This is a genomic window from Streptomyces olivochromogenes (assembly GCF_021538895.1).
Classification (GTDB): Bacteria; Actinomycetota; Actinomycetes; order Streptomycetales; family Streptomycetaceae; genus Streptomyces; species Streptomyces olivochromogenes_A.
On sequence record NZ_JADDRL010000125.1, the window covers coordinates 1 to 26,734 of the forward strand.

Annotated in this window: 24 protein-coding genes; 15 read left to right on the forward strand and 9 right to left on the reverse strand. The window is 69.7% G+C overall.

The features are described from left to right. The first annotated feature begins 171 nt into the window (after positions 1–171). Positions 172–2,673: a bifunctional YncE family protein/alkaline phosphatase family protein gene (locus IPZ69_RS38885; protein WP_235459448.1), complete on the forward strand. Its 2,502-nt coding sequence runs from the start codon at positions 172–174 to the stop codon at positions 2,671–2,673. Between the two features lie 36 nt (positions 2,674–2,709). On the opposite strand, the gene IPZ69_RS38890 is transcribed toward IPZ69_RS38885, so the two are convergent. Then, the gene (locus IPZ69_RS38890) at positions 2,710–3,258 is read right to left on the reverse strand and encodes a cysteine hydrolase family protein (protein ID WP_235459449.1); all 549 of its coding nucleotides are present in this window, start codon (positions 3,256–3,258) and stop codon (positions 2,710–2,712) included. 84 nt (positions 3,259–3,342) lie between these two features. On the opposite strand from IPZ69_RS38890, the gene IPZ69_RS38895 reads away from it, so the two are divergent. From IPZ69_RS38895 to IPZ69_RS38910, 4 genes are all read left to right on the forward strand, one after another. Further along, positions 3,343–3,906, forward strand: a complete 564-nt coding sequence (locus IPZ69_RS38895; protein ID WP_235459450.1) for a GNAT family N-acetyltransferase — start codon at positions 3,343–3,345, stop codon at positions 3,904–3,906. 110 nt (positions 3,907–4,016) lie between these two features. Next, the gene (locus IPZ69_RS38900; protein WP_235459451.1) at positions 4,017–4,679 is read left to right on the forward strand and encodes a Crp/Fnr family transcriptional regulator; all 663 of its coding nucleotides are present in this window, start codon (positions 4,017–4,019) and stop codon (positions 4,677–4,679) included. Between the two features lie 73 nt (positions 4,680–4,752). Then, positions 4,753–4,944: a hypothetical protein gene (locus IPZ69_RS38905; protein WP_235459452.1), complete on the forward strand. Its 192-nt coding sequence runs from the start codon at positions 4,753–4,755 to the stop codon at positions 4,942–4,944. Positions 4,945–4,959: 15 nt separating this feature from the next. After that, on the forward strand, positions 4,960–5,283 hold the full coding sequence (locus IPZ69_RS38910) for a hypothetical protein (protein ID WP_235459453.1): 324 nt from the start codon (positions 4,960–4,962) through the stop codon (positions 5,281–5,283). A 19-nt stretch (positions 5,284–5,302) separates the two neighbouring features. Here the strand turns inward: IPZ69_RS38910 and IPZ69_RS38915 are convergent, their stop codons facing one another. From IPZ69_RS38915 to IPZ69_RS38945, 7 genes are all read right to left on the reverse strand, one after another. After that, on the reverse strand, positions 5,303–6,874 hold the full coding sequence (locus tag IPZ69_RS38915; protein ID WP_235459454.1) for a type IV secretory system conjugative DNA transfer family protein: 1,572 nt from the start codon (positions 6,872–6,874) through the stop codon (positions 5,303–5,305). Positions 6,875–6,883: 9 nt separating this feature from the next. Beyond that, the gene (locus tag IPZ69_RS38920) at positions 6,884–8,296 is read right to left on the reverse strand and encodes an ATP-binding protein (RefSeq protein WP_235459455.1); all 1,413 of its coding nucleotides are present in this window, start codon (positions 8,294–8,296) and stop codon (positions 6,884–6,886) included. Positions 8,297–8,304: 8 nt separating this feature from the next. After that, positions 8,305–9,846: an SCO6880 family protein gene (locus IPZ69_RS38925; protein ID WP_374295362.1), complete on the reverse strand. Its 1,542-nt coding sequence runs from the start codon at positions 9,844–9,846 to the stop codon at positions 8,305–8,307. 14 nt (positions 9,847–9,860) lie between these two features. After that, complete coding sequence (locus IPZ69_RS38930; protein WP_235459457.1) at positions 9,861–11,198, reverse strand: hypothetical protein; 1,338 nt, start codon at positions 11,196–11,198, stop codon at positions 9,861–9,863. Continuing rightward, a complete protein-coding gene (locus IPZ69_RS38935; RefSeq protein WP_235459458.1) occupies positions 11,188–12,009 on the reverse strand; it encodes a hypothetical protein in 822 nt (273 codons plus the stop codon). Before IPZ69_RS38935 ends, IPZ69_RS38930 begins: the two co-directional genes overlap by 11 nt. Positions 12,010–12,202: 193 nt before the next feature. Next, entirely contained in the window at positions 12,203–12,511 is a 309-nt protein-coding gene (locus tag IPZ69_RS38940) for a hypothetical protein (RefSeq protein WP_014673544.1), read from the reverse strand. A 338-nt stretch (positions 12,512–12,849) separates the two neighbouring features. After that, the gene (locus IPZ69_RS38945; RefSeq protein ID WP_235459459.1) at positions 12,850–13,452 is read right to left on the reverse strand and encodes a TetR/AcrR family transcriptional regulator; all 603 of its coding nucleotides are present in this window, start codon (positions 13,450–13,452) and stop codon (positions 12,850–12,852) included. Positions 13,453–13,541: 89 nt separating this feature from the next. Between IPZ69_RS38945 and IPZ69_RS38950 the strand changes: the two genes are divergently transcribed. The 6 genes from IPZ69_RS38950 (at position 13,542) to IPZ69_RS38975 (ending at position 19,890) form a co-directional block, all read left to right on the forward strand. Next, positions 13,542–14,468, forward strand: coding sequence for an oxidoreductase (locus IPZ69_RS38950; RefSeq protein ID WP_235459460.1), 927 nt, complete (start codon positions 13,542–13,544; stop codon positions 14,466–14,468). Between the two features lie 72 nt (positions 14,469–14,540). After that, entirely contained in the window at positions 14,541–15,302 is a 762-nt protein-coding gene (locus IPZ69_RS38955; RefSeq protein WP_235459461.1) for an SDR family oxidoreductase, read from the forward strand. 92 nt (positions 15,303–15,394) lie between these two features. After that, on the forward strand, positions 15,395–16,177 hold the full coding sequence (locus IPZ69_RS38960; RefSeq protein WP_235459462.1) for a trypsin-like serine peptidase: 783 nt from the start codon (positions 15,395–15,397) through the stop codon (positions 16,175–16,177). A gap of 22 nt (positions 16,178–16,199) precedes the next feature. Then, positions 16,200–17,903: a serine/threonine-protein kinase gene (locus IPZ69_RS38965; protein ID WP_235459463.1), complete on the forward strand. Its 1,704-nt coding sequence runs from the start codon at positions 16,200–16,202 to the stop codon at positions 17,901–17,903. A 113-nt stretch (positions 17,904–18,016) separates the two neighbouring features. Then, positions 18,017–18,961: a C40 family peptidase gene (locus IPZ69_RS38970; protein ID WP_235459470.1), complete on the forward strand. Its 945-nt coding sequence runs from the start codon at positions 18,017–18,019 to the stop codon at positions 18,959–18,961. Between the two features lie 224 nt (positions 18,962–19,185). Next, positions 19,186–19,890, forward strand: coding sequence for a phosphatase PAP2 family protein (locus IPZ69_RS38975; protein ID WP_235459464.1), 705 nt, complete (start codon positions 19,186–19,188; stop codon positions 19,888–19,890). A 60-nt stretch (positions 19,891–19,950) separates the two neighbouring features. On the opposite strand, the gene IPZ69_RS38980 is transcribed toward IPZ69_RS38975, so the two are convergent. Beyond that, positions 19,951–21,531, reverse strand: a complete 1,581-nt coding sequence (locus tag IPZ69_RS38980) for an FAD-binding oxidoreductase (RefSeq protein ID WP_235459465.1) — start codon at positions 21,529–21,531, stop codon at positions 19,951–19,953. A gap of 352 nt (positions 21,532–21,883) precedes the next feature. Here IPZ69_RS38980 and pstS point away from each other — a divergent pair, with 352 nt between their 5' ends. The 4 genes from pstS to pstB all read left to right on the forward strand — a co-directional run bounded on the left by pstS (position 21,884) and on the right by pstB (position 26,046). Beyond that, positions 21,884–23,011 (forward strand): phosphate ABC transporter substrate-binding protein PstS, encoded by a 1,128-nt coding sequence (gene pstS / locus IPZ69_RS38985; RefSeq protein ID WP_235459466.1) that lies wholly within the window; start codon positions 21,884–21,886, stop codon positions 23,009–23,011. Between the two features lie 142 nt (positions 23,012–23,153). After that, positions 23,154–24,161 (forward strand): phosphate ABC transporter permease subunit PstC, encoded by a 1,008-nt coding sequence (gene pstC / locus IPZ69_RS38990; RefSeq protein ID WP_235459467.1) that lies wholly within the window; start codon positions 23,154–23,156, stop codon positions 24,159–24,161. Further along, complete coding sequence (pstA, locus tag IPZ69_RS38995) at positions 24,158–25,219, forward strand: phosphate ABC transporter permease PstA (protein WP_235459468.1); 1,062 nt, start codon at positions 24,158–24,160, stop codon at positions 25,217–25,219. Before pstC ends, pstA begins: the two co-directional genes overlap by 4 nt. Positions 25,220–25,269: 50 nt before the next feature. Next, the gene (gene pstB, locus IPZ69_RS39000) at positions 25,270–26,046 is read left to right on the forward strand and encodes a phosphate ABC transporter ATP-binding protein PstB (RefSeq protein ID WP_235459469.1); all 777 of its coding nucleotides are present in this window, start codon (positions 25,270–25,272) and stop codon (positions 26,044–26,046) included. Positions 26,047–26,734 lie beyond the last annotated feature (688 nt).

The window sequence follows — 26,734 nt, forward strand, 5'->3', positions numbered from 1 at the left end:
AAATTTTGAGAAGGAGCCTCAACTCCGGGTGAAAACCCGCGAGTTGGGGCTTTTTCGCGTTCACGCCACGGTCATGTCCACGCCATGGCGGGTCCATGGAGTCGTCGACGCTCCGTGTCAGCGTCGTGACCCATGGTCCGCAGACGCAGAAACAGACGTCGAGTTGTCACTGTGCTGGCAGGTACCGCCGTGCTCGTCACCGGAGCCGCTGTCGCCCTCGCGGCCGTCGGTGGACAGGGCACCGCAGGACCGAAGGACGACGGGACCGCCGTAACTCCCGTCGGCTACAAGGTCACCCCCGCCGGGCTCCAGTCCCGGCTCGGCAATCTTCCCCTCAACGCCGTGCTGTCGCCGGACGGGAGCATGCTCCTGGTGACCAACGCCGGCCAGGGCACCCAGTCCCTCCAAGTGGTCGACCCCGAGGACTCGGAGGTCGTACAGACCATCTCGTACCCCAGCCCCCAGGCCGTCTTCACCGGGCTCGCCTTCAGCCCCGACGGCAGGCGTGCCTACGCCAGTGGCGGTGGGCGGGAGATCATCCACACCTACGACGTGCGCGACGGCCGGCTGACCGAGACCAGCCCCATCAAGCTGCCCACGAAGAACCCCGAGGGCCAGCCGGTGAACATGTACCCGGCCGGTCTCGCCGTGACCCCCGACGGCAAGCGGCTCGTCGTGGCCGACCGGCTCGCGGATGCCGCCACCGTGGTGAATCTGGGAGACGGATCCATGGCGACCGTGGCCGTGGGGCACGCGCCGTACGCCGTCGCCCTGGCGGAGGACGGCGGGACCGCGTTCGTCACCAACCAGGGCGGGGACACCGTCAGCGTCCTCGACCTCAGCGGGGCGAGTCCCGTCCAGCAGACCGCGGTCAAGGTCGGCACCCATCCCAACGCTGTCATCACCGATGCCGCGCACCGGACCCTCTATGTCGCCAACGGAGACAGTGACCAGGTCAGCGTGGTCGATGTCGCCACACGCAAGGTGACGCGGACGATCGGGCTCGCGCCGTACAGGCAAGCCCCCGTCGGCAGCAGTCCCGACGCGCTCGCTCTGTCGGAGGACGGCCGACGGCTCTACGTCGCCAACTCCGGCAACAACGACATCGCCGTCGTCGAGCTGAGGAACGGGCGTACGGCCGGGTTCATCCCCACCGCCTGGTATCCGACCGCCGTCGTCGCGCACGACGGGAAGCTGTACGTCACCAACGCCAAGGGACTCGGGGCCGGGCCCAACAACGGTCCCGGATATCCGAATCCGACCTCCACCGCTCCGACCTCGCCCGACCAGTACTCGGGTTCGATGATGAAGGGCACCCTGTCCACCATCGCGCTGGACGGCGGGGCGAAGCAGCTGCGTCGGTGGACGCGGACCGTCGTCGCCAACAACGGGTTCGCCGAGGGGAACGGCCCGCGGGCCGTCGGTGCCGTCGTGCCGCGGCGGGTCGGGGAGAAGACGCCGATCAAGCACGTCATCTACGTCGTCAAGGAGAACCGGACCTACGACCAGGAGTTCGGCTCCCTGGGGCGTGGCAACGGGGACGCCTCCCTCAATCTCTTCGGGGACGAGTCCGCGCCCAACGCCCGCGCGCTGCAGCGGCAGTTCGTCACCCTCGACAACTTCTACGCCGACGCCGAGGTCAGTGCCCAGGGCTGGAACTGGACCGTGGCCGCCAACTCCAACCCCTACAGCGAGCAGGGCTGGCCGGCCAACTACTCCGGCCGCAACCACACCTACCCGTCCGAGAACGGCGACCCGGCGATCGCGCCCAACACCGACCCCGAGCACGCCTATCTCTGGCAGCGGCTCCACGACAAGGGTGTGAGCTTCCGCAACTACGGGTTCTACGTGGGCGCGGACGCGAGCGGGAAGGCCGTCGCCGAGGATCCCGTGCTCAACGCGGGCACCGACCGCGACTTCGGGCCGTACAACCTCAGCTGCCCGGACTCCGCCGGCACCTTCCCGGCGCGCTCCGCGATCTGCGGCAGTCCGCGGATCGAGGAGTGGAAGAAGGAGTTCGCCCAGTACGAGGCGAGCGGGGAGCTGCCCGCCTTCGAGATGGTGCGGTTGCCCAACGACCACACCTCGGGGACCAAGGCCGGTATGCCGACCCCGAAGGCCTATGTCGCCGACAACGACTGGGCGCTCGGGCAGCTCGTCGACGCCGTCTCGCACTCGAAGTTCTGGAAGTCCACCGCGATCTTCGTGACCGAGGACGACGCCCAGAACGGGCCCGACCATGTCGACGCGCACCGGACGATATCGCAGGTCATCAGCCCGTACACGCGCACCGGGCGGGTCGACTCGACCTTCTACAGCACCGCCTCCATGGTGCGGACGATCGAGCTGCTGCTGGGGCTGGGGCCCATGACGCAGTTCGACGCGTACGCCACTCCGATGGTGAACTCCTTCACGGCCCGGCCGAACGCGGCGCCGTACGACGCCGTGCGGCCGACGACCGACCTCACGGCGGTGAACACGGCCGGCTTTCCCCTGGCCGAGGTGTCGGCGAAGCAGGACCTCACCAAGGAGGACCAGATCGACGAACGGACCTTCAACGAGGCGATCTGGAAGAGCGTGCGCGGGGCCGGGTCCGTGATGCCGGAGCCGAGGCACGACCTGTACGGGTCCGTGCCGAACGACCAGGCCGAGGAGCTGGAGGACGGCGACTGACCGGACGGCCGACGGGCCGGCCGTCCCGGGAAGCGGCTAGAAGGTCACCTCCGCCGTGTCGACGGTCCCGCCCTTGCGGCCGGGTGCGCTGTGGAACTTCCAGTACAGGTTCGTGTGGGCGATCACCAGGTCCGGGGCGGGAGCGCCGTACTTGGTGAGGTCCTCCGTCGTGTGGGCGTCGGCGACCAGCGTCGCGTCGTACCCGCGGACGAGGGCGCCGTGCAGCGTCGAGCGGACGCACATGTCGGTCTGGGCGCCCGCGACGACGAGCCGGCCCACACCGTGCTCGGCCAGCACGGACTCCAGGTCGGTGTCCTCGAAGGAGTCCGGGTAGTTCTTCGCGACGAGGGGCTCGGTGTCGCGGCGCTTCAGTTCCGGGACGTACTCCCAGCTCTCGCTGCCGTGGACGAGCTCCTCGTCGGAGTGCTGCACCCAGACCACCGGCACGTCCTGTGCGCGCGCCCGGTCGACGAGGGTGTTGATGTTGGCGATGACGGTGTCGCGGTGGGGGGCGCCTGCCACCACGCCGTTCTGGACGTCGATGACAAGCAGTGCGGTGTTCGGGCGGTTCGGCAGAGTTGTCATGGGAGTCACGGTAGACCGTGGCACTGACAACGGCCCCGGCTTATATGAGGTGAACGGCCGGCGAGCGGGTACTAGCGTGTCCGCATGAGCAGCTTGATCAGCGACGACTATGTGATCCGGGCGATACGGGCCGACGAGTGGCCCGCTGTGCGGCGGTTGCGGCTCGACGCGCTGCGGGACCCGGTCGCGCCGCTCGCCTTCCTCGACACGTACGAGGACGCGGCCGCCCGGGCCGACTCCTTCTGGCAGGAGCGGGCCGCGAACTCCGCCGAGAACGCGACCGGGGTCCGGCAGCTCATCGCCGAGGCCTCGGACGGGGAGTGGGTCGGCACGGTGACCGTGCTGGTCGAGGAGGCCGGGTCGACCGACTGGGCGGGCTTCCCGGTCGAGCGGCGGCAGGCGCATGTCGTCGGTGTGTTCGTACGGCCCGAGCACCGCGGGAACGGGCTGATCAAGGCGCTGTTCGAGGCCGGTCTTGAGTGGGCGTGGGAGCGCGGTGCCGAGCGGGTGCGTCTGCTCGTGCACGAGGACAACTCCCGGGCCCAGGCCGCCTACCGGAAGGTGGGGTTCGCGCCGAGCGGGGTGACCGTGGCGCTCGCCGGGGACACGGGCGAGCAGGAGCTGGAGTTCGTCCTGCCGCGCTCCTAGGGCCTCTCGTTTGGATCGGGCCGGATCAGGCCTGACGGGGACCTCTGTCCCCGAAAGAAGGTCTGTGTGGGGTATCCCGTGGACGAGTGCGGATTCGTACACTCAACTCCATGGGAAAACAGGACCACTCCATCATGCACCTCCTGCCCGACGAGCTGCAGCGGGCGCTGCGGGCGCAGGGGACGGAGGTGCGGTTCCCGGAGGGGCAGGTGATCTTCTGGGAGGGTCAGCCCTCCCACTCGGTGCTGGTCATCGAGGAAGGTCATGTGAAGGTGACGCAGCGCGCGAGCGACGGCGCGGAGGTCATCCTGGCGATCCGCGGTCCCGGTGAGGTGATGGGGGACGAGGGCGTCCTGATGGAGGAGCCCCGGTCCGCGACGGTCACGACCATCACCGATGTCGTCGGGGTCGACATCGCGGCCGACGACCTCCTGCGGTTCGTGGAGGAGCAGAAGCTGTGGCCGGAGATGTACAAGGCGGCCGTCCGGCGCCGGCGTCAGTCCGATCAGCAGGTGCTCCTCGCCCGGCTCGGCGTGCGGAACCGGCTCGCCCGCTGGCTGCTGGAGCTGGCCAACGAGATCGGTGAACAGACCGACGACGGCTGGGTGCTGGCGGTGTCGATGTCCCAGCAGGACCTGGCCAGCCGGATCGGCGCGTCGCGCGACGCGGTCGCCATCGAGCTGCGCAAACTGCGCGAGCAGAAGCTGGTCACCACGGGACGGCGTCAGATCACCTTGCACGACCTGGAGGCTCTCCGCAGATTCGCACTGTGAGCCGTATAGACACCCATCCGATAGTGTGGAAAATTACATACAGGCAAGCTGAATGACTCGTCGAGGGGGATGTATGAGTCTGCAAGTGCTGGGCGCTGTATGTATCGCCGTCGCGATCGTCGGAGGGGGGTTGAAGATCAACGAAGTGGAGATCCCGCAGCTCTCCCAGCGCCGGATGATCACGCTGGTCCTGGCGGGATTCCTGTTCCTCGGCTCGGGGTTGCTCATGGGGCAGGGGGTCGACCCGGCGGTACTGACAACGTAGACAGAAGGTGGCGGCGTGGAGGAAGAGCTCGGTCCGTTCCAGGACATCTGGGATGCCTGGCAGGAAGTGCACGACGAGGTGGCCGACAAGCCCCTGTCCCACTTCCGGCGAGCCACGGACATCCAGTTCGACGAGCTGGAGGAACATCTCGCGGTCGGCGACCGCGACGCCGCCGCCCGGGAAGTCGTGGACATCATCAGCATCGCGTTGAACACCATGCGCTGGCTCGGGCACACCCCCGCGGAGATCGGCGAGATCGCGCGGGCCCGGGCCGAACACCGCATGAAGGGGCAGGCGGCTCAGATTCTCGCCAAGTACGAGGAGAAGTACGGGATCTGACAGCCGGTCCGGCCGCGTCTCACACGGGCAGTTCGTGGTGCGGCCAGCGGGCGCGGCCCTGCTCGTGGGAGCGGAGCAGGGCCAGCGTCGGCATTCCCCGCTCCGCCCCGTCGGCCAGCAGGTCGGGGAGCCTGGGGAGCGGGGCGACGGCCGCGATGTCGTCGAGCACGAGGGTCAGTGGTGGGTCGAGCCGACCGGAGGATGACCGTTCGGCCATGCGCCGGCCGCGCTCGACCACGCTGGAGACGAGGGCCGTCAGGAGGGGCATCGCCCCGGGGTTGGTCCTGGGGTCCTCGATGGATTCACCGACCACATAAAGCGTGCCCCCTTCGTTGACGAAGGAATCCAAGGCAAGCGCATCATTTCGGTTTGCGGTGCACGACTCGCGGATGTTGACCGTGGAGAGCGCGGACAGCGCGCGGCTCGTCAACTGCTGGGCCATGTCCCGGCGTTCGGGGTGCCCGGTGAGCGCCGCTTCGAGCTCGCCCGCCGCGCCGGGGGCCGCCTTCGGATTCGTGCGCAGGGTTCGTACCGCGTCCTGGATCTGGGTGCCCTGCGTCCAGCGGTGTACGTGGCGGATGGTGCGGTTGTCGATGGCGGCGGCGTGCAGATAGCTCCGCAGGAGGGTTTCGGCGGTGTCCGCGAGGGCCTGGTCGACCTTGGCCGTGGGTCTGATGGGGGCGAGGAGGGCGGCCGCTCTCGCCGTAGCCGTCTGCTTCTCCTCGCAGCCCGTCGTGGGGGGCCAGTGCAGGCGGGCCGGAGTGTCGCAGAGGTGGGTGGGGTCGTAGAGGAGGGTGGGGCCGAGTTTGGCCCGGGCGTCCTTCGTGTCCAGCCAGAGGGCGGGGTTGGAGGTGACGACCAGGACGGGGCCTTCCGCGTCGCGGATCGCCTGGGCCGCGGTGGCCTGCCGGCTCTCCCTCGGGGCCACGAGGGTCTTTCCCCATCCGTCCACGCGTGAGTCGTCGGCCTGGAAGCGGGGGGCGTGCTCCTGTGGGGCCGTTGCCTGGAGGACCTTCGTCTGCTGCGGCTCCGGCTGCGGCTGGGATTCGGGGGCCGGCGGTGCTTCCGGCTCCGGGGCCGCTGACTGTGCCTCTCGCTGGGGCTGGGGCTGGGACTGCGGCTGGGGGTCCTGTTCCTGGCGCGGTACCGGTACCGGTACTTCGTGCCGCGGCCGGTTCGCCGCGGCCGCGTGCCCCTTCGCCACCCGCTTCTCGGAGCGTCGCCGGGCCTTCCCCGCTCTCCAGCGGGCCAGTGTCCCCATCACGAACACGGTGAGGACGAACAGCACCATCAACTGGCCGATGAACAGGCCCCAGAACAGCCCGTACCCGGAGAGCTGGTCCGCGGGCGTGTCCGGCCAGGCGCCCGTGATGTCGTGCGGACTGCCGATGAGGTGCCGCATGGCCAGGGGGGTGCGGGTGAAGGTGACGGCCGACGGCCAGGCGCCCCGCGAGAACCACCCGGCCAGTCCCGTCGCCGTCCACACCAGCAGGGTCATGCCGAGGAGGAACGCGAGTATCCCGATCAGCAGGCCGTCGGGAATCCCGCCCTGGGTCTCCCGCCGGCGGTCTTGGTGATCGTCCGGTCTCACGATGTCCCCCTATGCCACCGTCGATTCGGAGTCCCCGAGGTGCTGCTCCACGAAGGCCGCCGCCCGTTCCTCCGCCTCCAGCTCGGCGGCCCGCAGCGCGTCGTCGGCCTCCAGGTCGGTGGACGACTCGGTCATCGCGCGGTCGGTGAAGACCAGCGGCCGTTCCGTCTCGGTCACCAGGTGCTTGACCACCTGGACGTTGCCGTTGACGTCCCACACCGCGATACCGGGTGTGAGGGTGGGGATGATCTCCATCGCCCACCTGGGCAGGCCCAGCACCCGGCCCGTCGCCCGTGCCTCGTCGGCCTTCTGGGCGTAGATCGTCCGCGTCGACGCCATCTTCAGGATCGCCGCGGCCTCCTTCGCCGCCGCGCCGTCGACGACGTCGGACAGATGGTGGACCACCGCCACGAACGACAGACCCAGCCGTCGCCCGAACTTCAGCAGCCGTTGGAACAGCTGCGCCACGAACGGGCTGTTGATGATGTGCCAGGCCTCCTCGACCAGGAAGATGCGCTTCTTCCGGTCGGGGCGGATCCAGGTGTGCTCCAGCCACACGCCGACGATCGCCATCAGGATCGGCATGGCGATGGAGTTCCGGTCGATGTGCGAGAGGTCGAAGACGATCAGCGGGGCGTCCAGGTCGATGCCGACCGTCGTCGGGCCGTCGAACATGCCCCGGAGGTCACCGTCGACCAGGCGGTCCAGGACCAGCGCCACGTCCAGGCCCCACGCCCGTACGTCGTCTATGGCGACGTTCATCGCCTCGGCCGACTCCGGCTCGGGGTGCCGTAGCTGCTCGACGATGTCGGTCAGCACCGGCTGGCGTTCGACGATCGTCTCGTTGACGTACGCGTGCGCCACCTTGAGCGCGAACCCGGACCGCTCGTCCAGGCCGTGCCCCATCGCGACCTCGATGATCGTGCGCAGCAGCGCCAGCTGACCGGTCGTCGTGATCGACGGGTCGAGGGGGTTGAGCCGGATCCCGTGGTCCAGTGCCGCCGTCGGGTCCAGCCGGATGGGAGTTATCCCCAGCTCCTGGGCGATGAGGTTCCACTCGCCCACTCCGTCCTCGCCCTGCGCGTCCAGGACGACGACCTGCCGGTCGCGGAACCGCAGCTGGCGCAGGACGTACGTCTTCTCCAGCGCCGACTTGCCGTTGCCGGACTCCCCGAGGACCAGCCAGTGCGGGGCCGGGAGTTGCTGGCCGTACAGCTGGAAGGGGTCGTAGATGTAGCCCTTCCCGGAGTACACCTCGCGGCCGATGATGACGCCGGAGTCGCCGAGGCCGGGGGCGGCGGTCGGGAGGTAGACCGCCTGGGCCTGGCCCGTGGACGTGCGCACCGGCAGCCGGGTCGTCTCGACCTTCCCGAAGAGGAAGGACGTGAAGGCGTCGGTGAGGACGGACAGCGGATCCCGCATGCTTTGCCCTACCTTCGGATGCCGGTGGCGAACGGGAGTGTGTTCACGAAGGCCCGGTGGTGCTCTCGGTCGCACCACTCCAGCTTCAGGTACGACTTTCCGGCCGAGGCTCTTATCGTCCGCTTGTCGCGGGCCAGGGACTCCGGGGAGCGGGAGGACACGGTGATGTAGCCGACCAGGTTGACGCCCGCGGCGCCGCTGGCGAGGTCCTCGCCGCGCTGGTCGAGACGGTTGTGGGCGGCGATGTCGCGCGGGTCGACGGTGCGGTTCATCTTGGCGGCGCGGCTGGCCTCGGCCTCGTCGTTCGTCTTCTCGGTCAGCATGCGCTCGATGGCGACCTCGGTGGGTTCGAGGTCCATCGTGACGGCGACCGTGCGGATGACGTCCGGGGTGTGGACGAGCAGCGGGGCCAGGAAGTTGACGCCGACGGGCGTCATCGGCCACTCCTTCACCCAGGCCGTGGCGTGACACCAAGGTGCGCGGGTGGCGGACTCCCGGGTCTTGGCCTGGAGGTAGGTGGGCTCCATGGCGTCCAGCTCGGCCGGCCAGGCATTGCGCTTCGTCATCGCCTGGATGTGGTCGATCGGGTGGTCCGGGTCGTACATGGAGTGCACGAGCGAGGCGAGCCGGCCCTGGCCGAGCGGCTGCCGCACCCGGATGTCCGCCTCCTGGAGCCGCGAGCAGATGTCGGTCAGCTCGCGCGCCATGACGACCGCCAGCCCCGCGTCCCGGTCCAGCTTCCGCCCGGACTGCGGCCGCGCGGCCCGCGCCATGGCGTGCGCCTCGGCGGCCAGTTCGCGCGTGTAGTGCATGCAGGCCACGAGATAGGCGCGGTGCTGCTCGCTGCTGGTGGACACCATCGACTGCAACTGGTCGTACGACTGCTGCAGCCACGTCAGCGCCTTCTCGTCGCCGCGCAGCGCGACGTCCTTGGCGTGGGCGTCGGGGTCGGCGGGCAGGGTGCGGGCGAGCATCTGGAGCCGGGTGACGAAACCGTCGCCGTTGGCCACGTGCTTGAGCAGCGTGCCGAAACGGTCGACGAGGGCCTCCTGGTCCTCGGAGTCGCGCAGGCCGACGCCGGGTCCCTCGATCTCGATGGCGGCGGTGACCATCTTGCGGTCCGCGTGCAGCAGGACGGCGATCTCGTCCGGGCCGAACGGCGCGGCGAGCCAGGTGATCCGCCCGATCCCGGGCGGCGGCCCGACCTCGATCTCCCGCCCGTCGAGATGCGTACCGGCCTCCATCACGCCGCTGCGGTACACGGTGCCCTGCCGCAGGGTCCGCTTGTAGCTGCGGTTGATCTCGAACCACTTGTAGAACGTCCGGCGCTTGTACGGCACGTACACCGCCATCAGCGCCAGCAGCGGGAAGCCCGTCAGCAGCACGATGCGCAGGGACAGCACGGGGACCAGGAGACCGCACATCATGCCGAGGAACGCGCCCGCGACGATCAGCGCGATCTCGCCGGACTCACGGTTCCGGCCGACGATCGCGTTCGGCCGGGCGCGGCCGATCAGATATGTACGGCGGGGCGTGACCGGATGGGACATGTGGGACTCGGTCGTCAACGCCCTTCACCTCCCGAGCGGTTGCTGCTGTTGCGGGTGTTACTGGCATGCGGAGTGTTCGCGGGGCTGGGCGCGCGCGGTGCGGGTGTGGCGGAGGGGACGGATCCGCCGCCGCCACTGTTCGAGGAGCGTGTGCTGTGCGCGGCGACTCCGCCCTGGACCGGGTTGGCCGGGCGGGGGCCGCCGGAGCCGGACTGACCGCCGCCGCCGTTGTTGTCGGCGCGGGCGCTGTGCGTCTTGATGCCCTGCGCGACCAGGGTGGCCGGGGAGCTGATGACCGCGGCGGCCTTGCTCTCCGCGCCCTGCATGATGCGGTTGTTGCGGCCGCTGGCGATCTCGTCGCCGAAGCCCGGGACGAAGCGGTAGATCATCGCGCTGGCGAAGATGGCGAGCAGGATGATGGCGAGGCCGGAGACCACGGCGGAGAACGCGTTGGGGCCGTCGTCGCCGGACAGGGCGCCGGCTAGGCCGAGCACGATGACGATCACCGGTTTGACCAGGATGACGGCGATCATGATGCCGGCCCAGCGGCGGACGTGGCCCCACAGGTTCTTGTCGACCAGTCCGGCGTAGACGACGGTGCCGAGGAGGGCGCCCACGTACAGCAGGGCGGCGCGGATGACGAGCTCCAGCCACAGGATGCCGGCGGCGAGGATCGACACCAGTGACACAACGATCAGCATGATCGGGCCGCCGCCGATGTCGTTGCCCTTGCCGAGGGCGCCGGAGAAGGTGCCGAAGAAGGTGTCCGTCTGGTCGCCGGTGGCCTTGGCGAGGACGTCGGTGACGCCGTCGGTCGCGGAGACCACGGTGTACAGGATCAGCGGGGTGAAGGCGGACGCCAGCACCGTCAGCCACAGGAAGCCGATGGCTTCCGACAGCGCGGTGGTGAGGGGGACGCCGCGTACGGCCCGCTTGGCCACGGCCAGCAGCCACAGCAGGAGCGTGAGGATCGTCGAGGCGGCGAACACGACGGCGTACTGCTGCAGGAACTTGGCATTCGTGAAGTCGACGTTCGCCGTCTCCTTCACCGCGTCACTCAACTTCCCGATCGTCCAGGACGCGGCATCCGCACAGCCCTTGGCGAGCGAGGAGAGGGGGTCGAGGGTGGTGGAGAGGGGGTCGGTGCCGGTGCCGGTGATGCCTTTGGAACCGGAGTCTCGTTCGCAGTAGTCCTTGGCGGGGCCGTGGATCAGGTCGCAGGGGTTGTTGCTCTTCGAGGATGACGGACTCGGAGTGGGCGCTGCGAGGGCGCGGGTCGCCGTGAGAACCGCTGCGGTCTGCACGGCCGTGACTGCGGCGGTCAGCTTGAGTACGCGTCGGCTAGCGGGCATAGGTGAACCCTCCGTACTCCTCAACGGCCTTCGACATTTCATCGGCGCTGGAGGCCTTGTCGTCGCCGGGAACGGGCGCTGGGCCTTCCTTCTGTGAGTGCGTGATGATCTTCCAGCCGCCGGCGGTCCACTCAAGTTTCATGGTGATGGTGAACCAGCTGTTGGTGACCGGGTTCGTGGAATTCTGGCCCGCAAGTCCGAGCAGGCCGCTGCACCAGACCTCGACTGTCGCGGTGTCGCTGGAGGACTCGGTGGATTTGGTGCCGATCGGGCTCGTACGAGAGACGAACGTGTAGCCCTTCGGTGTCGAACCGTCCTCGTTCAGGCCGACACTCTTGTTGAACGCGGGTGTGTATGCCTGGTCGAGCGATGCCTCGAAACCGGAGACCCGGGAGGGTGTGATGACGGTCTGAAGGATCGCGTCGCGCCTGGACTTGCTGAACATGTCGGCCGAGCCCAGAGCCACCGCATAGTTGGCCGCCGCACTCTGCGCCCCCTGCTCACTGTGCGCGAACCCCGAAGGAATCCCCCCGGCCTTCGACTCCACCGGCTTGTCTCCGGTTGCCGCGGTTGGTGAAGTTGCCGGCTTGTCCTGGTTGCTGTCGGAGGGCGACTTCGGGTCGTCGCCGCCGCGGTTCGCGAACGCGATCGCGGCGATGAGGAGGACGACCACACCGACGACCGTGACCAGGCTTCTGGAGGAGGACCGGGCGCCCCGGCGCGCACCGCCGTACGGATCGCCCTCGGGGAGCCGCGTGCGGGTCTGCCCCGTCTCGGCGTAACCCCCGGAGGAATCGTCATCGAGACTCATGCCGCGTACGCCCCCTCGACGTCGTACCGGACACCGTAGAAGTACGACGGTAGCCGTGCTGGTTCCCGCGCGGGCGCGGTGTGATGACTCGACATCAGGGAAACGTAACCTCAGCCGGTGGGCGCGACGGGCGGGTGAAGTCGGGGGGACCGGGCGTGCCCGGAGCGGACGCGAGGACGTGAGGGGCCTGCGGCTACACGGCCATGCCGTAGACGATGGTGAACAGCGTGCCGAGCGAGCCGATGATGAAGACTCCGGTCAGACCGGCGATGATGAGGCCCTTGCCCTGCTCGGCGCTGAAGGTGTCCCGCAGGGCCGTGGCGCCGATGCGCTGCTTGGCGGCACCCCAGACGGCGATGCCGAGGCAGAGCAGGATGGCCACGGCCATCACCACCTCGATCATCACCTTCGCCTCGTTGCCCAGGCTGCCGAAGGGGCCCCAGTCCGGAGCGATCCCGCCGATGATGGTGTTGATGTCTCCCTTGTCGGCCGCAAAGAGCATGTAAGTCACCGCCCCTGGTGGGTAGTTCCGCTAGCCCCCTGCGGTGCGCAGAGGTCAGGCCTCATTCTCGCCGACAATGACGCCGTCGTATGTCGACTTGACGTCATTGATTGGCGGGTTTGGTACACGTGCCTCGTATGGTCACTCTGTGTATCACGGCAGGTCACGCCGGGCAATGAGGCCTGAGCGGAACCTGTCGTGTGGTTCCGTCGTTGACCCTCTTTACGGCCGGCGCAGGTTTTTGACGGCTGGTCGGGTGAGTGGTCGACTCGATGTTCTCACGCCGGCCCGGGCGGCCCGAACGGCCGCAAGTCCGCACGGACTTCCGCGTTGCGGGCTCAGCGGGGCTTGAGGCCGTGCAGCAGGTGGTGCACGTGCTCGTCCAGGCCGGCCAGGGCCTGTTCCGGCGGGATCGAGCCGTTGGCGGCGAAGGTGGCGAGGCCGTGCAGGCTCGCGGCCGCGACCAGGGTGATGCGTTCCGGGTCGCCCGCGACGACCTCGCCGCGCGCCTGCGCGTCCGCGACCAGCCGCATGAAGGAGCCCACGGACCGCTCGACTTCGGCGGCGAGCTGCGCCGAGGCCTCGGGTTCGTGCTTGCGCGTGAACATCAGCTCCAGCAGCGCCGCGTTCTCGACGGCGAACCCGACGTACGCCTTCGCCAGTGCGGACAGCCGCGGCTCCAGGGGGAGCGCGGGGTCGTCGGCGGACTCCAGTGTCTTGGCCAGCCGTTCGTACCCCGCTACCGCCAGGGCGTCGAGCAGTGCCTGCTTGTCCTTGAAGTGCCGGCCGGGGGCGGCGTGGCTGACCCCGATCTCGCGGGCCAGTTCGCGCAGGGACAGCGCGCCGGCGCCGCGGTCGCGCAGGGTGCGCTCGGCGGCCGTGAGGAGGGCGGAGCGCAGGTCTCCGTGGTGGTAGGGGCGGCTCTCGGGCATGCGGACCATCGTATCGGGATGTAGTCGGCGGCAGCATTGTTGTCGCCGTCACCATTGTTGTCATTGACAGCATTGTTGCCGCCGCCTACATTGGCGGCATGGCTGACAACACCGACGCGCTCAAGGCGCGCACATGGAACGCGACCCACCTCCCCGACCTCTCCGGCCGCACCGCCGTCGTCACCGGCGCCAACAGCGGCATCGGCTTCGCCGCCGCCGACGCGCTGGCCCGCGCGGGCGCGCACGTGGTGTTCGCCGTACGGGACCTCGAACGCGGCGGGGCCGCCGCCGCGCGGGTGAGCGGCAGTACGGAGGTACGGCGCCTCGACCTCGCCGACCTGGCCTCCGTCCGCGAGTTCGCCGCCTCCTGGGACGGCCCGCTGGACCTGCTGATCAACAACGCGGGCGTGATGATGCTCCCGGAGCAGCGGACCGCGGACGGCTTCGAGATGCAGTTCGGCACGAACCACCTCGGCCACTTCGCCCTGACGAACCTGCTGCTGCCGTACGTCACCGGCCGGGTGGTGACGCTCGCCTCCGGCGCCCACCGCATGGGCGACCGCGTGATCCACTTCGAGGACCCCAACCTCACGGGCCGCTACACCCCGCAGCGCGCCTACTCCCAGTCCAAGCTGGCGAACCTCCTGTTCACCCTGGAGCTGCAGCGCCGCCTCACCGAGTCCGGATCACCCGTACGGGCCCTCGCGGCCCACCCCGGCTGGGCGGCCACCAACCTCCAGAGCCACACCGCGAACCCGGTCGCCCGCGTCCTCATGCAGGTCGGCAACCGTTTCCTGGCCCAGGACAACAGGGCGGGCGCCCTGCCCACCCTCTACGCCGCGACCCAGGACCTCCCCGGCGCCAGTTACGTCGGCCCCGACGGCCTGGGCGAGATGCGCGGCGCGCCCACCCTCGTGGGCCGTATCGCGGCGGCGAGCGACCCGGTGGCGGCGCAGCGGCTGTGGACGCTGTCCGAGGAGCTGACCGGGGTCAGCTGGGGGCTCAAGATCGCCGCCGTCCTGTGACCGGGGCGGCGGGACCGGGGCCGGCGGGCGCGGTTACCGTGAGCGGAATCAACCGTTCAAGGAGGTGGCCGGATGTGCTCGGGCGTCGTGGACTTCACGCTCGGCGGGCGTACGGCCCTGGTCACCAGCTCGTCACGGGGCCTGGGCCTGGAGATGGCCCGCGGCCTGGCCGGGGCGGGCGCCCGCGTGATCCTCAACGGACGCGACCCGGCCGCCCTGGACGCCGTGGCCGCGCGGCTGCGTGACGACGGGCTGGACGTGCTGTGCGCCGCCTTCGACGTCACCGACCGCGCGGCCGCCGAGGAGGCGGTGACCGCCCTCGGCCCCGTCGACATCCTGGTGAACCACGTCGGCCACCGCCGCAGCGGCATCGAGAAGATGACCCCCGACGAACTGGACCGCCTGCTCGACGTCCACCTGACCTCGGCGTACGCCCTGAGTCAGGCCGTCGCCCGGGGGCTGTCCGAGCACGGCAGGCCCGGCCGCGTCATCAACGTCTGCTCGACCGTCGGCGAGCTCGCCCGCACCGGGGACGTCGCCCACGCCACCGCCAAGGCGGGCCTCGACGGCCTGACCCGCGCCCTCGCCGCCGACCTCGGCCCCAGCGGGACCACGGTCAACTCGGTGGCGCCGGGCACGTTCGCGACGGAGGCCGACGCCCGAGCGGCGGACGACCCCGAGCGGGACCGCTGGCTGCGCACCCGTACCGCCCTCGGCCGCTGGGGCCGTCCGGCCGAGATAGCGGGCATCGTCGTCTTCCTGGCGAGCGACGCGGCGTCCTTCGTCACCGGCCAGACGATCGCGGTCGACGGCGGCATGACGACGACGTTCTGACGTTCCGACCTCTGCCCTCCCGGGCGATTCACGGAAAATTCTCAGTCACGTCGGGGAGCGATTCTCACCTTCCTGGGACAGAGTGATGCCTGATGAAGCGCTGCTCACGCATCTCAGGTACCTCGCGTCCCGTCCTGCTCGGCGGCGTGATGGTGTTGCTGGCCGCCACCTCGGCCTCCGTGGCCGCGGCCGACGACGGGCCGGGCCCGCTGGGGGTCACGGCCGTGGCCGCCACCGGCGCGCACAGCGTGCGGGTCGGGGCGCTGTTCAGCGCCGACCGGGCGGACCGTCTGGCCGGGGGCCACTTCTGCACCGCCTCCGTGGTCCACAGCCGGGGGCGCAACCTCATCGTCACGGCGGCGCACTGCGTGGAGACCGACACCGACGACGATGCCGACCTCGTGTTCGTCCCCGGCTATCGGGAGGGGAAGGCGCCGTACGGGGTGTGGCGGGTCGGCCGGAGATTCCTGCCCGACGGCTGGTCCAACGGGCAGGACGAGGACAGTGACGTCGCGTTCGCCGACGTGGACGAGCGGGACGGTCAGCAGATCGAGGACGTCGTGGGCGGGAACCACTTCGCCACGGGGGTGGCGACCGGGGCCACGGCCGTGACGGTCACCGGCTACCCCGACATCCGCGAAGCCCCCATCAGCTGCACCAATAAGCCCTCCGCCCACAGCAGCACCCAACAGCGCATCGACTGCCCCTCCTTCAGCAGCGGCACCAGCGGCAGCCCCTGGGTGAACGGCGACCACGAGGTGGTGGGCGTACTCGGCGGCCACGAACAGGGCGGTTCCACGGACGACACCTCGTACAGCGTGGTCCTGGGCGAGGAGGCGGCGAGGCTGTACGAGGACGCGGCGCGGGCGAACTGATCTTTGTGGCAAGGTCGGTTGGGTGGACCCACTCAAGCCTCAGGACCCGGCGCACATAGGCACGCACACGCTGCTCGCACGGCTCGGCGCCGGCGGCATGGGGCAGGTGTACCTCGGACGCTCGCCCGGCGGGCGGCTCGTGGCCATCAAGGTGATCCGGGACGAGATCACCGACCATCCCGAGGCACTGGCCCGGTTCCGACGCGAGGTGGAGACGGCCCGGGCGGTACGCAGCGCGTACACCGCCAACCTCATCGACGCCTCGTTGGACGCGGCGCCGTACTGGCTGGCCACGGAGTATGTGGCGGGGCCGACGCTCGGTGGGGCGGTCGGGAAGCGGGGGCCGCTGCCGGCCGACACGTGCCGGGGGCTGTTCGCCGCGCTCGCGGAGGGCCTCGCCGCGGTGCACGCGCACGGCGTCACGCACCGGGACCTCAAGCCGCAGAACGTGATCCTCGCCGCCCAGGGACCCCAGCTCATCGATTTCGGGATAGCCCGGGGCGCGGGGCAGACCGCGCTCACCGAGGCCGGGTTCGCGCCCGGCACGCCCGGCTTCACCGCCCCCGAGGTGCTGCTGCGCAACGAGGTCGGCCCGGCGGCGGACGTGTTCGCGCTCGGCGCGACGCTCGCGTACGCGGCGACCGGACGACCGCCCTTCGGCGCGGGCGATCCTGCCGGTGTCGGTTACCGGGCCGTGCACGAGGCCATCGACCTCGCGGGCGTGCAGCCGGAGTTGGCGGCTCTCGTCGAGGCCTGCGTGGCCAAGGAGCCGTCCGCCCGGCCCGGGCTCGCCGAGGTGATCGCGGGGTGCGGGGTACGCGCGGCGCTCGTCGAGGACTCCTTCTACCAGGGCCTCGGCGCGCTGAGCGAAGCCGTACCGCAGACCCCGACCGTGCCGCCGGTCCCGGCGACCCCGCCGGCCGGACCGGCGAGCCCGCACGACCTGCCGACGGCCGGGCAGGCACCGTACGGCGCCCACGCCCACACCTACACACCCACGCAGGTCACCCTGCCCGCCCGGCGGCGTGGCGCACCCTGGATGGTCGCGGTGGCGGTGGGCGCCGTGGTGGGAGTCGGGGTCGCCACGGTCTTCGTCCTGATGGATCAGGGAAAGGGGGAGGGCGGCGACGGCTCCGGCGCGGGTGGCCGCGCGACGGCGAGCAGTTCGGCGCCCGCCTCCAAGGGCTCCGGGTCCGCGAAGGGGGCACCCGCCTACGCGGCGGACAAGCTCGACCGGACCCTGTGGCACTCGGCCGCCGGGCAGTGCCAACTGCCCGCCGAGGAGCGCGCCACAGCCGGGTTCCAGATAGCCCTCTCCGATCCTGGCGATCCGTCACACGCGCCGGGATCCCGCGCCTTCGGCAACCGGGTCAAGATCGAGTTCCGCGACAAGTACGCCACCGGGACGCTCAAGCCGTACTACGTGACCGTCAGCGTGAAGCCGCCCCACGACATCGACCCCGACACCGGGAAGCCCGTAGAGGGGCTGCTCAGCGACAACGCGAACGTGGGCTACCTGAGCAAGCCGATCGACATGTACGGCGCCGACCCGACCGCCTGGAAGGCCGTCACCTACCCGGACGACTTCCAAACCTGGGTCAACGGCAAGGTGTTCCGGTCGATCCCGCTCACGAACGACCCCGGCGACTGGACCGTCGAGTGGCACCACATCCGCACGCCCGACGACTACACGAGCGTCATGTGCGACGGCTTCACGGTGAAATGACGCCACTCTCGACCGAAATGGCGTTGAACGGGGCCGACATGGGGGAGGGTTGAGCCGTGCGGAAAGTATGGGTGGCCGGGGCGGCGGCGGTCGGGCTCGGCCTGAGCTTCGTCATGCTGCTCGTCGTCGGCGTGTACATCGTCGCCGGCAACCTGGTCAACGGCACCGGTTCGGGCCGGGTCGGGCTGGCCAAGGGCGCTGTGCCCGCCGCCTACAAGACGATCGTGGCGCAGTGGGGCAACCTCTGCCCCGCCATCAACCCCGCACTGCTCGCCGCCCAGCTGTACCAGGAGAGCGGCTGGGACCCGAAGGTCGTCAGCGGCGCCGACGCCCGTGGCATCGCCCAGTTCATCCCCGGCACCTGGGCGACGCACGGCATCGACGGGAACGGGGACGGCAAGCGAGACATCTGGGATCCGAATGACGCGATTCCATCGGCCGCGTCGTACGACTGCGAACTCGCCAAGTACGTCAAGGACGTGCCCGGAGACGTCTCGGACAACATGCTCGCCGCCTACAACGCGGGCGCGTACCGCGTCATAAAGGCGGGCGGGGTTCCGGCGATCCGCGAGACCCAGAACTACGTCAAGACGATCCGCACCCTGGAGAAGAGCTTCGCCGCCCCCGTCTCCCGCGTAGATCCCTCCCGGCAGGCCGCCGGGGCCATCTACTTCGCTCAGAAGAAGCTCGGTACTCCCTATCTGTGGGGTGGTGACGGCACCGCTGACCAGGGTGGGCGGTTCGACTGTTCGGGGTTGACGAAGGCTGCCTACGAGAGTGTGGGGGTCACGCTTCCTCGGGTGGCCAACGATCAGTACAACGCGGGGGCGCATCCGGACCGGGACGAACTGCTGCCGGGTGATCTGGTGTTCTTCTCGGACGATCTGACCGACTCCCGGGCCATCCGGCACGTGGGCATCTACGTCGGCGGCGGGTACATGATCGACGCCCCGCGGTCGGGGGCCGTGATCCGGTTCGACCCGATCGACACCCCGGACTACTTCGGTGCCACCCGTGTCACCGAAGATGGCGCGAAAGCGCTGCCCACGACGGTGTGAGCGGACGGTGAACCCACCCCCTGAGCTGCGGCGATGAGTCTCTCTTCGATAACGTCTGCGTGATCATTCGGTGGAGTGTGGAACGTATCAACGGGGGTCGTGCGTTCCTGTTGACGTAGCCGAGCGGACGTCAGTGCAGCGGAAGCGGATCTACAGACCACGGGGGTGGCAGGAGCGGCGCACGCGAGGTGCGTCCGGGAAGACGACGAAGGGGCCGCAGCACGATGGCTGTACTCGCCGAATCCGGATCGAACCCCGACGTCAACCTGCTCTACGACATCAACGGCCTGGCCAAGAGCGCGCCCGCCTGGTTCGACCGGGTCATGGAGTTCGTGGGTGAGTACGGGCTGTTGATCGCGCTCGTGCTGCTCGTGGTCTGGTGCTGGTGGTCCGTGCGGCGGCGCGGCGCCCAGGAGGCCGCCTCGTCGGTCGCCGCGCTCGTGTGGGCGCCGCTGGCCGCCGCCATCGCCGTCCTCGTCAACGTGCCGATACGGGGGTTCGTCGAGCGGCCCCGGCCGTTCCGTGATCACCAGGGGCTCGACGTCCTCGTCTCCGGGAAGACCGACTACTCCTTCGTGAGCGACCACGCGACGATCACCATGGCCCTGGGGGTCGGGCTGTTCGTCGCCAACAGGAAGTTCGGTCTGGCCGGCATCGGGCTCGCGCTGCTCGAAGGGTTCTGCCGGGTGTATATGGGCGTGCACTACCCGACGGACGTCGTCGGCGGGTTCGCCCTCGGCACGGCCGTGGTGCTGCTGCTGTCGCCGCTGGCCATGGCCCTGCTCACGCCGGTGATGAAGGCGGTCGAGCGGTCCCCGAGGGCGGGCCGGCTCATCCGCCGGACGGCTCCGGCGACCGGCACGGGCGACGCCCTGGTGCCGGGCTCCCGGACACCGGCGGCGTCGGAGGAACGGGACCTGGCGGCCTGACCCCGGCGTTCGAGACGCGGGGCCCGGCCGCCCAGGAGGGACCCGGCCGTCCGGCCCGGACTACAGCGACTGCGGGTAGCTGAAGAAGCGGTTCGGGTCGTACTTCGTCTTCACCTGCTTCAGGCGGGCCGCCGCGTCCCCGTAGTACGCCTTGCGCCAGTCCTTGAGCGTCGGGTCCGTGTAGTTCTGGTACGCCGCCCCGGACGCGTACGGCTTCATCGCGTCGTGGGCCGACGTCAGCCAGGACTGGGCCGCGCTGCCGGAGGCGCCCGCCCCCCAGGAGGCGATGTACTGGGCCAGCATGCGGGAGCGGCGGTGGACGAAGGCCGTCGCGGTGGGGGAGACCCGGTTGACCGCGCCGCCGAGTGCGGTGAGGGCGATGCTGCCGGCGCCGCCCCGGACGGCAAGCGTCTGCGCGAGCAGCGTCTGGATGCCGGCCGCCGAGAGCGAGCGGTCGAAGAAGTCGGAGCGGGCCGCGTAGGTCTCGCGTCCCAGCGCGCCCCGGGTGGAGCGGCCGGGGGTGGAGCCCGGCAGGTGGCACTGGGCGTCCGTGGAGAAGGAGGAGCAGCCGGCGTAGATCTCCATCGCCTCCTCGTAGCCGCGGCGGTGCAGCGACACGCTCGTCGCGTTGGCGCCGACCTTGTCGGCCAGGCGGTCCACCGCGTTCTTGAGTTCGCCGTAGGTGCCCAGGGAGAAGGCGGCCACCGAGATCGTGGGGGAGCCGCCCTGCGACTTCGCCAGGTGGAGCGAGGACCAGATCTCGTCCGGCTGGCTGGGGCCCCACTCCTGCCACGCCTTGATCACCGCGGCCGCCTTCGCCCACGGCCAGGTCAGGTAGCCGGTCACGGCCTGGGGCGCGGGGTGGGTCTTGAACTGGAGCTCGGTGACGACGCCGAAGTTGCCGTTGCCCGCGCCGCGCAGGGCCCAGAACAGATCCGCGTTGGTGCTCGCGTTGGCGGTGAGCTGCTTGCCGTCCGCCGTGATCAGCGTGGCCTGGGTCAGGCTGTCGCAGGTCAGGCCGTAGGCGCGGGACACCACTCCGTGACCGCCGCCCAGGACCAGGCCGGACACGCCGACCGTGGGGCAGGAGCCCGCCGGGATGGTCACGCCCTTCGCGCCGAGTGCGCGGTAGACGTCGATCAGCTTGGAGCCGGCCCCGACCACCGCTTGGCCGCCGCTCACCCGGATGCGGTTCAGCTTGGAGACGTCGAGTATCAGGCGGCCGTTGCCCGACGACCACCCCGCGTAGGAGTGGCCGCCGTTGCGTATCGCCACGTGTATGCCGTGGGCCCGGGCGTAGGCCAGCGTCGTGCGGATGTCGTCCGGGTGGGACACGTAGGCGACCGCGGCGGGCTTCAGCCCGTCGAAGCGCGTGTTGTACAGCTGGTGCGCCGTCTTCCACGAAGCGTCACCGGGGCGGATCAGGGGGCCGTCGAGGTCACGGGCGAGGGCCGCCCAGTCCGCCGCGGCCGCAGCACTGGTGGTCTTCAGCGACGTACGCGAAGATGTGGTCGAAAGCGACGTACCGGCCGTAGCGGACGAGGAGCTCGTGGCGGCCGGGCCGCCGCCTGTGCCGCATCCCGCCACCGTGGCCGTCGCCAACGCGGCCGCGCCGCCTGAGATGAACGTACGCCGTTCCATACCCGTGCCTTTCGTCGGCTTCCGTGGAACGAGACGAACCCGTGGGTCCGAGGGTTCCAACGGGTTCGCATACGTGTGCGCGGGAGGTTTGCACTCATCGCGGATGCCACGCGGGCCACCTGTGTAACCCTTGGGAAGTCGGGACCTGCGCGTGCCCTCCCCGTGAGCATTCCGTGACCTAACCAGGCCGACGGCAGGGGTTCACCCGCCGTTCACTTATGGCCTTCGGCGGCTTCACCTGTTCTGCCTAATTTCGGCCTTACCCGGTGCGGAGTGCGACCTAGTCGGCACTCGCACCACGACGACTTCGCACGCCGCCGAAGGTGGCGGCTCCTGGAAGGAACTCCCGAAAGTGAAGCTTCAGCGCAAGAACCGGCTGCGCGCCCTTTCCCTCGGTGCTGTCGCCGTCTCCGGCGCCCTGGCCCTGACGGCGTGCGGCTCGGACGACACCGGCAAGAAGGACGACGCGGGCAAGTCGACGGCTTCGGCCAGCGCCGGCTCGATCAAGTGCGACGACGCCAAGGGTCAGCTGCTTGCCGACGGCTCCTCCGCGCAGAAGAACGCGATCGACGCCTGGGTGAAGCAGTTCTCGCAGGCCTGTGGTGTGCAGATCAACTACAAGGGCAGCGGCTCGGGCGCGGGCGTCACCGCGTTCACCCAGGGTCAGGTCGCCTTCGCCGGTTCCGACTCGGCGCTGAAGCCCGAAGAGGTCACCGCCTCCAAGCAGGTTTGCAAGGACGGCCAGGGCATCGACCTCCCGATGGTCGGCGGCCCGATCGCCCTCGGTTACAACGTCCCGGGTGTCGACAACCTGGTCCTGGACTCCCAGACGATCGCCAAGATCTTCGACAGCAAGATCAAGAACTGGAACGACGCGGCGATCAAGAAGCTGAACCCCGACGCGAAGCTTCCCGACCTGAAGATCCAGGCGTTCCACCGCTCCGAGGACTCCGGTACCACGGACAACTTCACCAAGTACCTGATCGCCACCTCCCCGAACGACTGGAAGTACTCCGGCGGCAAGGCCTGGCAGGCCAAGGGCGGCCAGGCGGCCTCCGGCTCCGCGGGTGTGGCCCAGGGTGTCAAGCAGAACTCCGGCGCCATCGGCTACTTCGAACTGTCCTACGCCAAGGACATGACCTCCGTCGCGATCAAGACCGGCGCCAGCACCCCGGTCAAGCCGTCGGTCGAGTCCGCCACGGCGGACATCGCCGCTGCCAAGGTCATCGGCACCGGCAAGGACATGGCGCTGCAGCTCGACTACGCCACCAAGGCCGACAACGCCTACCCGATCACCCTGGTGACGTACGAGATCCTCTGCGACAAGGGCAACAAGGCGGACACCCTGCCCGCCACCAAGGCGTTCCTCCGCTACATCGCCAGCGAGGACGGCCAGAAGGTCCTGTCGGAGAACGACTACGCGCCGATCCCCGCCGACATCATCGCCAAGGTCCGCACCACCATCGATGGCCTGAGCTGACCTGATCCGAGTGTGCGGTCCGGTCCCAGTCAGGGCCGGGCCGCACCGTCCGGTGCACCGCCGCCCGGAGCCGTGTCCCCCACAGCGGGTCCACGGCTTCATGGAGCCGCCCACCCCGCGGCTCCGCAGACCGGAGACCCCGATGGACATATCGACACAGACCACAGACGCATCTCCCCCCACCCCTCCACCCACCGAGGCCGAGCGCAAGCGCGCGGCCCGTGGCGCCACCCGGCCCGGTGACCGAATCTTCCTCGGTCTCACCCGTGGGTCGGGCATCCTGCTGCTGGTGATCATGGCCGCGATGGCGGTCTTCCTCACCTACCGCGCCTCCCTCGCGATCAGCAAGGACCACGGCAACTTCCTGACCACCTTCGAGTGGAACACCAACCTCAATCCGCCGGTCTTCGGTATCGCGGTCCTGGCCTTCGGCACGGTCGTCTCCTCGATCGTCGCCATGGTGCTCGCGGTTCCGATCGCCGTCGCGATCGCGCTGTTCCTCACGCACTACGCGCCGCGCAAGCTGAGCGGTCCGATCGCCTACGTGATCGACCTGCTCGCCGCGGTGCCCTCCATCGTGTACGGCCTGTGGGGCGCCCTGATCCTCGTCCCGCACATGCAGGGCCTCTACGGCTGGCTGAACGACTACTTCGGCTGGACCGGCATCCTCTCCTGGGAGGGCGGGGCTCCCCGCGCCATGCTCACCGTCGGCATCCTGCTGGCGATCATGATCCTGCCGATCATCACCAACGTGAGCCGCGAGGTTTTCCGCCAGGTCCCCCAGATGCACGAGGAGGCCGCACTGGCCCTCGGCGCCACGCGCTGGGAGGTCGTCCGCATGGCGGTCCTGCCCTTCGGCCGCTCCGGCGTGATCTCCGCCTCGATGCTCGGCCTCGGCCGCGCCCTCGGCGAGACCATGGCCGTGGCCACCGTGCTCTCCCCGAGCTACGACATCCAGGCCAGCCTGCTCGACCCGGGCGGCGGCACCTTTGCCCAGAACATCGCCAGCAAGTTCGGTGAGGCCACCGAGCAGGGCCGTGACGCGCTGATCGCCTCCGGTCTGGTGCTGTTCGTCATCACCCTGGTGGTCAACGGCGCGGCCCGCGCGATCATCGCCCGCCGCAAGGAGTACTCGGGGGCCAACGCATGAGCACCGCAGCCGTTTCCCACAAGCGCCGCAGCACGCTGCGCGGCGCCACCCTCCCGAAGTGGTCCCCGTGGGCCATCGCCGGCGGCGCCCTCGCCGTGGCGATCGGCATCGGCATGGGCGCCGGCCTGGACAGCAAGGTCCAGTGGGGCCTGATCGCCGCGGTCCTGTTCCTCCTGTTCACGTACGGCATCGCCGCCAAGGTCGAGGGCCGTCGTCAGGCCAAGGACCGCATCGCCACCTCGCTGGTCTGGGTCGCGTTCCTGCTGGCCGTGATCCCGCTGGTCTCCCTGGTCTGGGTGACCGTCTCCCGCGGTGTGAAGGTCCTCGACGGCTACTTCCTGACCCACTCCATGGGTGTCGTCGCCGACTCCGAGCCCGGCGGTGGCGTCTACGCCGCCATCATCGGCAGCCTGGAGCAGGTCGGCCTGGCCACCCTGATCGGTGCCCCGATCGGCATCCTCACCGCGATCTACCTGGTGGAGTACGGTCGCGGGAACCTCGCCCGTGCGGTCACGTTCTTCGTCGACGTGATGACCGGTATCCCGTCGATCGTCGCGGGCCTGTTCATCCTCAGCCTCATGCTGATCTTCGACATGCAGCCCTTCGGCTTCGCGGGTTCCCTGGCCCTGGCCATCCTGATGATGCCCGTCGTGGTCCGCTCCACCGAGGAGATGCTCAAGCTCGTACCGAACGAGCTGCGCGAGGCCTCGCTGGCGCTCGGTGTGCCGAAGTGGCGGACTATCCTCAAGGTCGTCCTGCCGACCTCCATCGGCGGTATCACCACCGGCGTCATGCTGGCCATCGCCCGTATCGCGGGTGAGACCGCGCCGGTGCTGCTGCTGGTCTTCGGCAACCCCTTCATCAACAACAACCCGTTCGAGGGTGCGCAGGCGTCGCTGCCGCTGTACATCTACCAGCAGTACTCGCAGAGCGCGGGCGCCAACGCGGCGTACGACCGCGCCTGGGCCGCCTCGCTCACGCTGATCGCCTTCGTGATGATCCTCAACCTCGCGGCCCGCGGCATCGCCCGCTGGAAGGCCCCGAAGTCCGGTCGCTGACGCGGCCATACAGCGACCGAAGCTTGAATTTCTGGAAGTGAAGTAGACACATGGCCAAGCGAATCGACGTAAGCGGACTCACCGCCTACTACGGCTCCCACAAGGCGATCGAGGACATCTCGATGACCGTCGAGCCGCGCTCCGTGACCGCGTTCATCGGTCCCTCCGGCTGCGGCAAGTCGACGTTCCTGCGCACCCTCAACCGGATGCACGAGGTCACCCCCGGTGGCCGCGTCGAGGGCAAGGTGCTGCTGGACGACGAGGACCTGTACGGCGCCGGCATCGACCCGGTGTCGGTCCGCCGCGAGGTGGGCATGGTGTTCCAGCGCCCGAACCCGTTCCCGACGATGTCGATATTCGACAACGTGGCGGCGGGCCTGCGCCTGAACGGCAAGTTCAAGAAGAGCGAGCTCAACGACGTCGTCGAGAAGTCGCTCAAGGGCGCGAACCTCTGGAACGAGGTCAAGGACCGGCTGAACAAGCCCGGCTCGGGTCTGTCCGGTGGTCAGCAGCAGCGTCTGTGCATCGCCCGCGCGATCGCGGTCGAGCCGAAGGTGCTGCTCATGGACGAGCCCTGCTCCGCCCTGGACCCGATCTCCACCCTCGCCATCGAGGACCTGATCGGTGAGCTGAAGGAGCGCTTCACGATCGTCATCGTGACGCACAACATGCAGCAGGCGGCGCGTGTCTCCGACCGTACGGCGTTCTTCAACCTCTCCGCCGTCGGGCAGCCCGGCCGGCTGATCGAGATCGACGACACGGAGCGGATCTTCTCCAACCCGTCGGTCCAGGCCACGGAGGACTACATCTCCGGCCGCTTCGGCTGAGCCGATGCCGGTGGAATAGAACCCCTCGCGGTGCTGCATGGCGGTGCCACCGCGAGGACGAAAAAGGGCCCGCCCCTGGCTCCCGGGGGCGGGCCCGTTCGTTTTCCCGGCCCCCTACCCGTCGCCACGCACCAGGGGGCTCCGCCCCCTGGACCCCGGCCCCTGCGCCCACCCACCACCCGACTCGGTGGGCTGGAAGACGAGGGCTTGGGGGGCGCGGGCCGGTGGGACGCTGAGTGCTCGGTGGGGGCGAGTGCCCGGTGGGCCGGGGCGGGGTGCTTGGTGGGCAGGGCGTGAGCGGCGAGTGCTCGGCGCGCTGAATGAGGAGTGCGCGGGCGGCCGGAGTCGCGAGCGCCTGGGGGTGGGGGCGGAGACGAGTTCTCGGTGTGGCCGACGGCTGGCACTCGGTGGGGGCGAGTACGGCCAGTACTCGGTGCGCCGGAAAGCCAGCGCGCGGTGGGAGCGGGAGTGCGAGCGTCTGCTGGGTGCGGAGGCGAGTGCTCGGTGGGCGCGCTGGAAAGAGGAGCGCGAGCGCCCCGCCGGTGGGGGAGGGACGAGTGCTCGGTGGTGTGAAAACGAGCACTCGGCGGGGGATGACGAGTGCTCTATGGGGTGAAGGCGAACCCTCGGTGTGCTGGAGGCAGGCGCTTGACGGGCGGACGGCAAGCGCTCGGTGGCTCGGAAGTGG

Excerpts from the sequence above, each read along its gene's own strand:
- pstA (WP_235459468.1), top strand. The coding sequence starts at position 24,158 with ATGAGCACCGCAGCCGTTTCCCACAAGCGCCGCAGCACGCTGCGCGGC.
- pstB (WP_235459469.1), top strand. The coding sequence starts at position 25,270 with ATGGCCAAGCGAATCGACGTAAGCGGACTCACCGCCTACTACGGCTCC.
- IPZ69_RS38890 (WP_235459449.1), bottom strand. The coding sequence starts at position 3,258 with ATGACAACTCTGCCGAACCGCCCGAACACCGCACTGCTTGTCATCGAC.
- IPZ69_RS38975 (WP_235459464.1), top strand. The coding sequence starts at position 19,186 with ATGGCTGTACTCGCCGAATCCGGATCGAACCCCGACGTCAACCTGCTC.
- IPZ69_RS38920 (WP_235459455.1), bottom strand. The coding sequence starts at position 8,296 with ATGCGGGATCCGCTGTCCGTCCTCACCGACGCCTTCACGTCCTTCCTC.
- IPZ69_RS38970 (WP_235459470.1), top strand. The coding sequence starts at position 18,017 with ATGCTGCTCGTCGTCGGCGTGTACATCGTCGCCGGCAACCTGGTCAAC.
- IPZ69_RS38945 (WP_235459459.1), bottom strand. The coding sequence starts at position 13,452 with ATGGTCCGCATGCCCGAGAGCCGCCCCTACCACCACGGAGACCTGCGC.
- IPZ69_RS38980 (WP_235459465.1), bottom strand. The coding sequence starts at position 21,531 with ATGGAACGGCGTACGTTCATCTCAGGCGGCGCGGCCGCGTTGGCGACG.
- pstC (WP_235459467.1), top strand. The coding sequence starts at position 23,154 with ATGGACATATCGACACAGACCACAGACGCATCTCCCCCCACCCCTCCA.
- IPZ69_RS38930 (WP_235459457.1), bottom strand. The coding sequence starts at position 11,198 with ATGCCCGCTAGCCGACGCGTACTCAAGCTGACCGCCGCAGTCACGGCC.
- IPZ69_RS38895 (WP_235459450.1), top strand. The coding sequence starts at position 3,343 with ATGAGCAGCTTGATCAGCGACGACTATGTGATCCGGGCGATACGGGCC.
- IPZ69_RS38955 (WP_235459461.1), top strand. The coding sequence starts at position 14,541 with ATGTGCTCGGGCGTCGTGGACTTCACGCTCGGCGGGCGTACGGCCCTG.
- IPZ69_RS38905 (WP_235459452.1), top strand. The coding sequence starts at position 4,753 with ATGAGTCTGCAAGTGCTGGGCGCTGTATGTATCGCCGTCGCGATCGTC.
- IPZ69_RS38960 (WP_235459462.1), top strand. The coding sequence starts at position 15,395 with ATGAAGCGCTGCTCACGCATCTCAGGTACCTCGCGTCCCGTCCTGCTC.
- IPZ69_RS38925 (WP_374295362.1), bottom strand. The coding sequence starts at position 9,846 with ATGTCCCATCCGGTCACGCCCCGCCGTACATATCTGATCGGCCGCGCC.
- IPZ69_RS38900 (WP_235459451.1), top strand. The coding sequence starts at position 4,017 with ATGGGAAAACAGGACCACTCCATCATGCACCTCCTGCCCGACGAGCTG.
- IPZ69_RS38935 (WP_235459458.1), bottom strand. The coding sequence starts at position 12,009 with ATGAGTCTCGATGACGATTCCTCCGGGGGTTACGCCGAGACGGGGCAG.
- IPZ69_RS38950 (WP_235459460.1), top strand. The coding sequence starts at position 13,542 with ATGGCTGACAACACCGACGCGCTCAAGGCGCGCACATGGAACGCGACC.
- IPZ69_RS38940 (WP_014673544.1), bottom strand. The coding sequence starts at position 12,511 with ATGCTCTTTGCGGCCGACAAGGGAGACATCAACACCATCATCGGCGGG.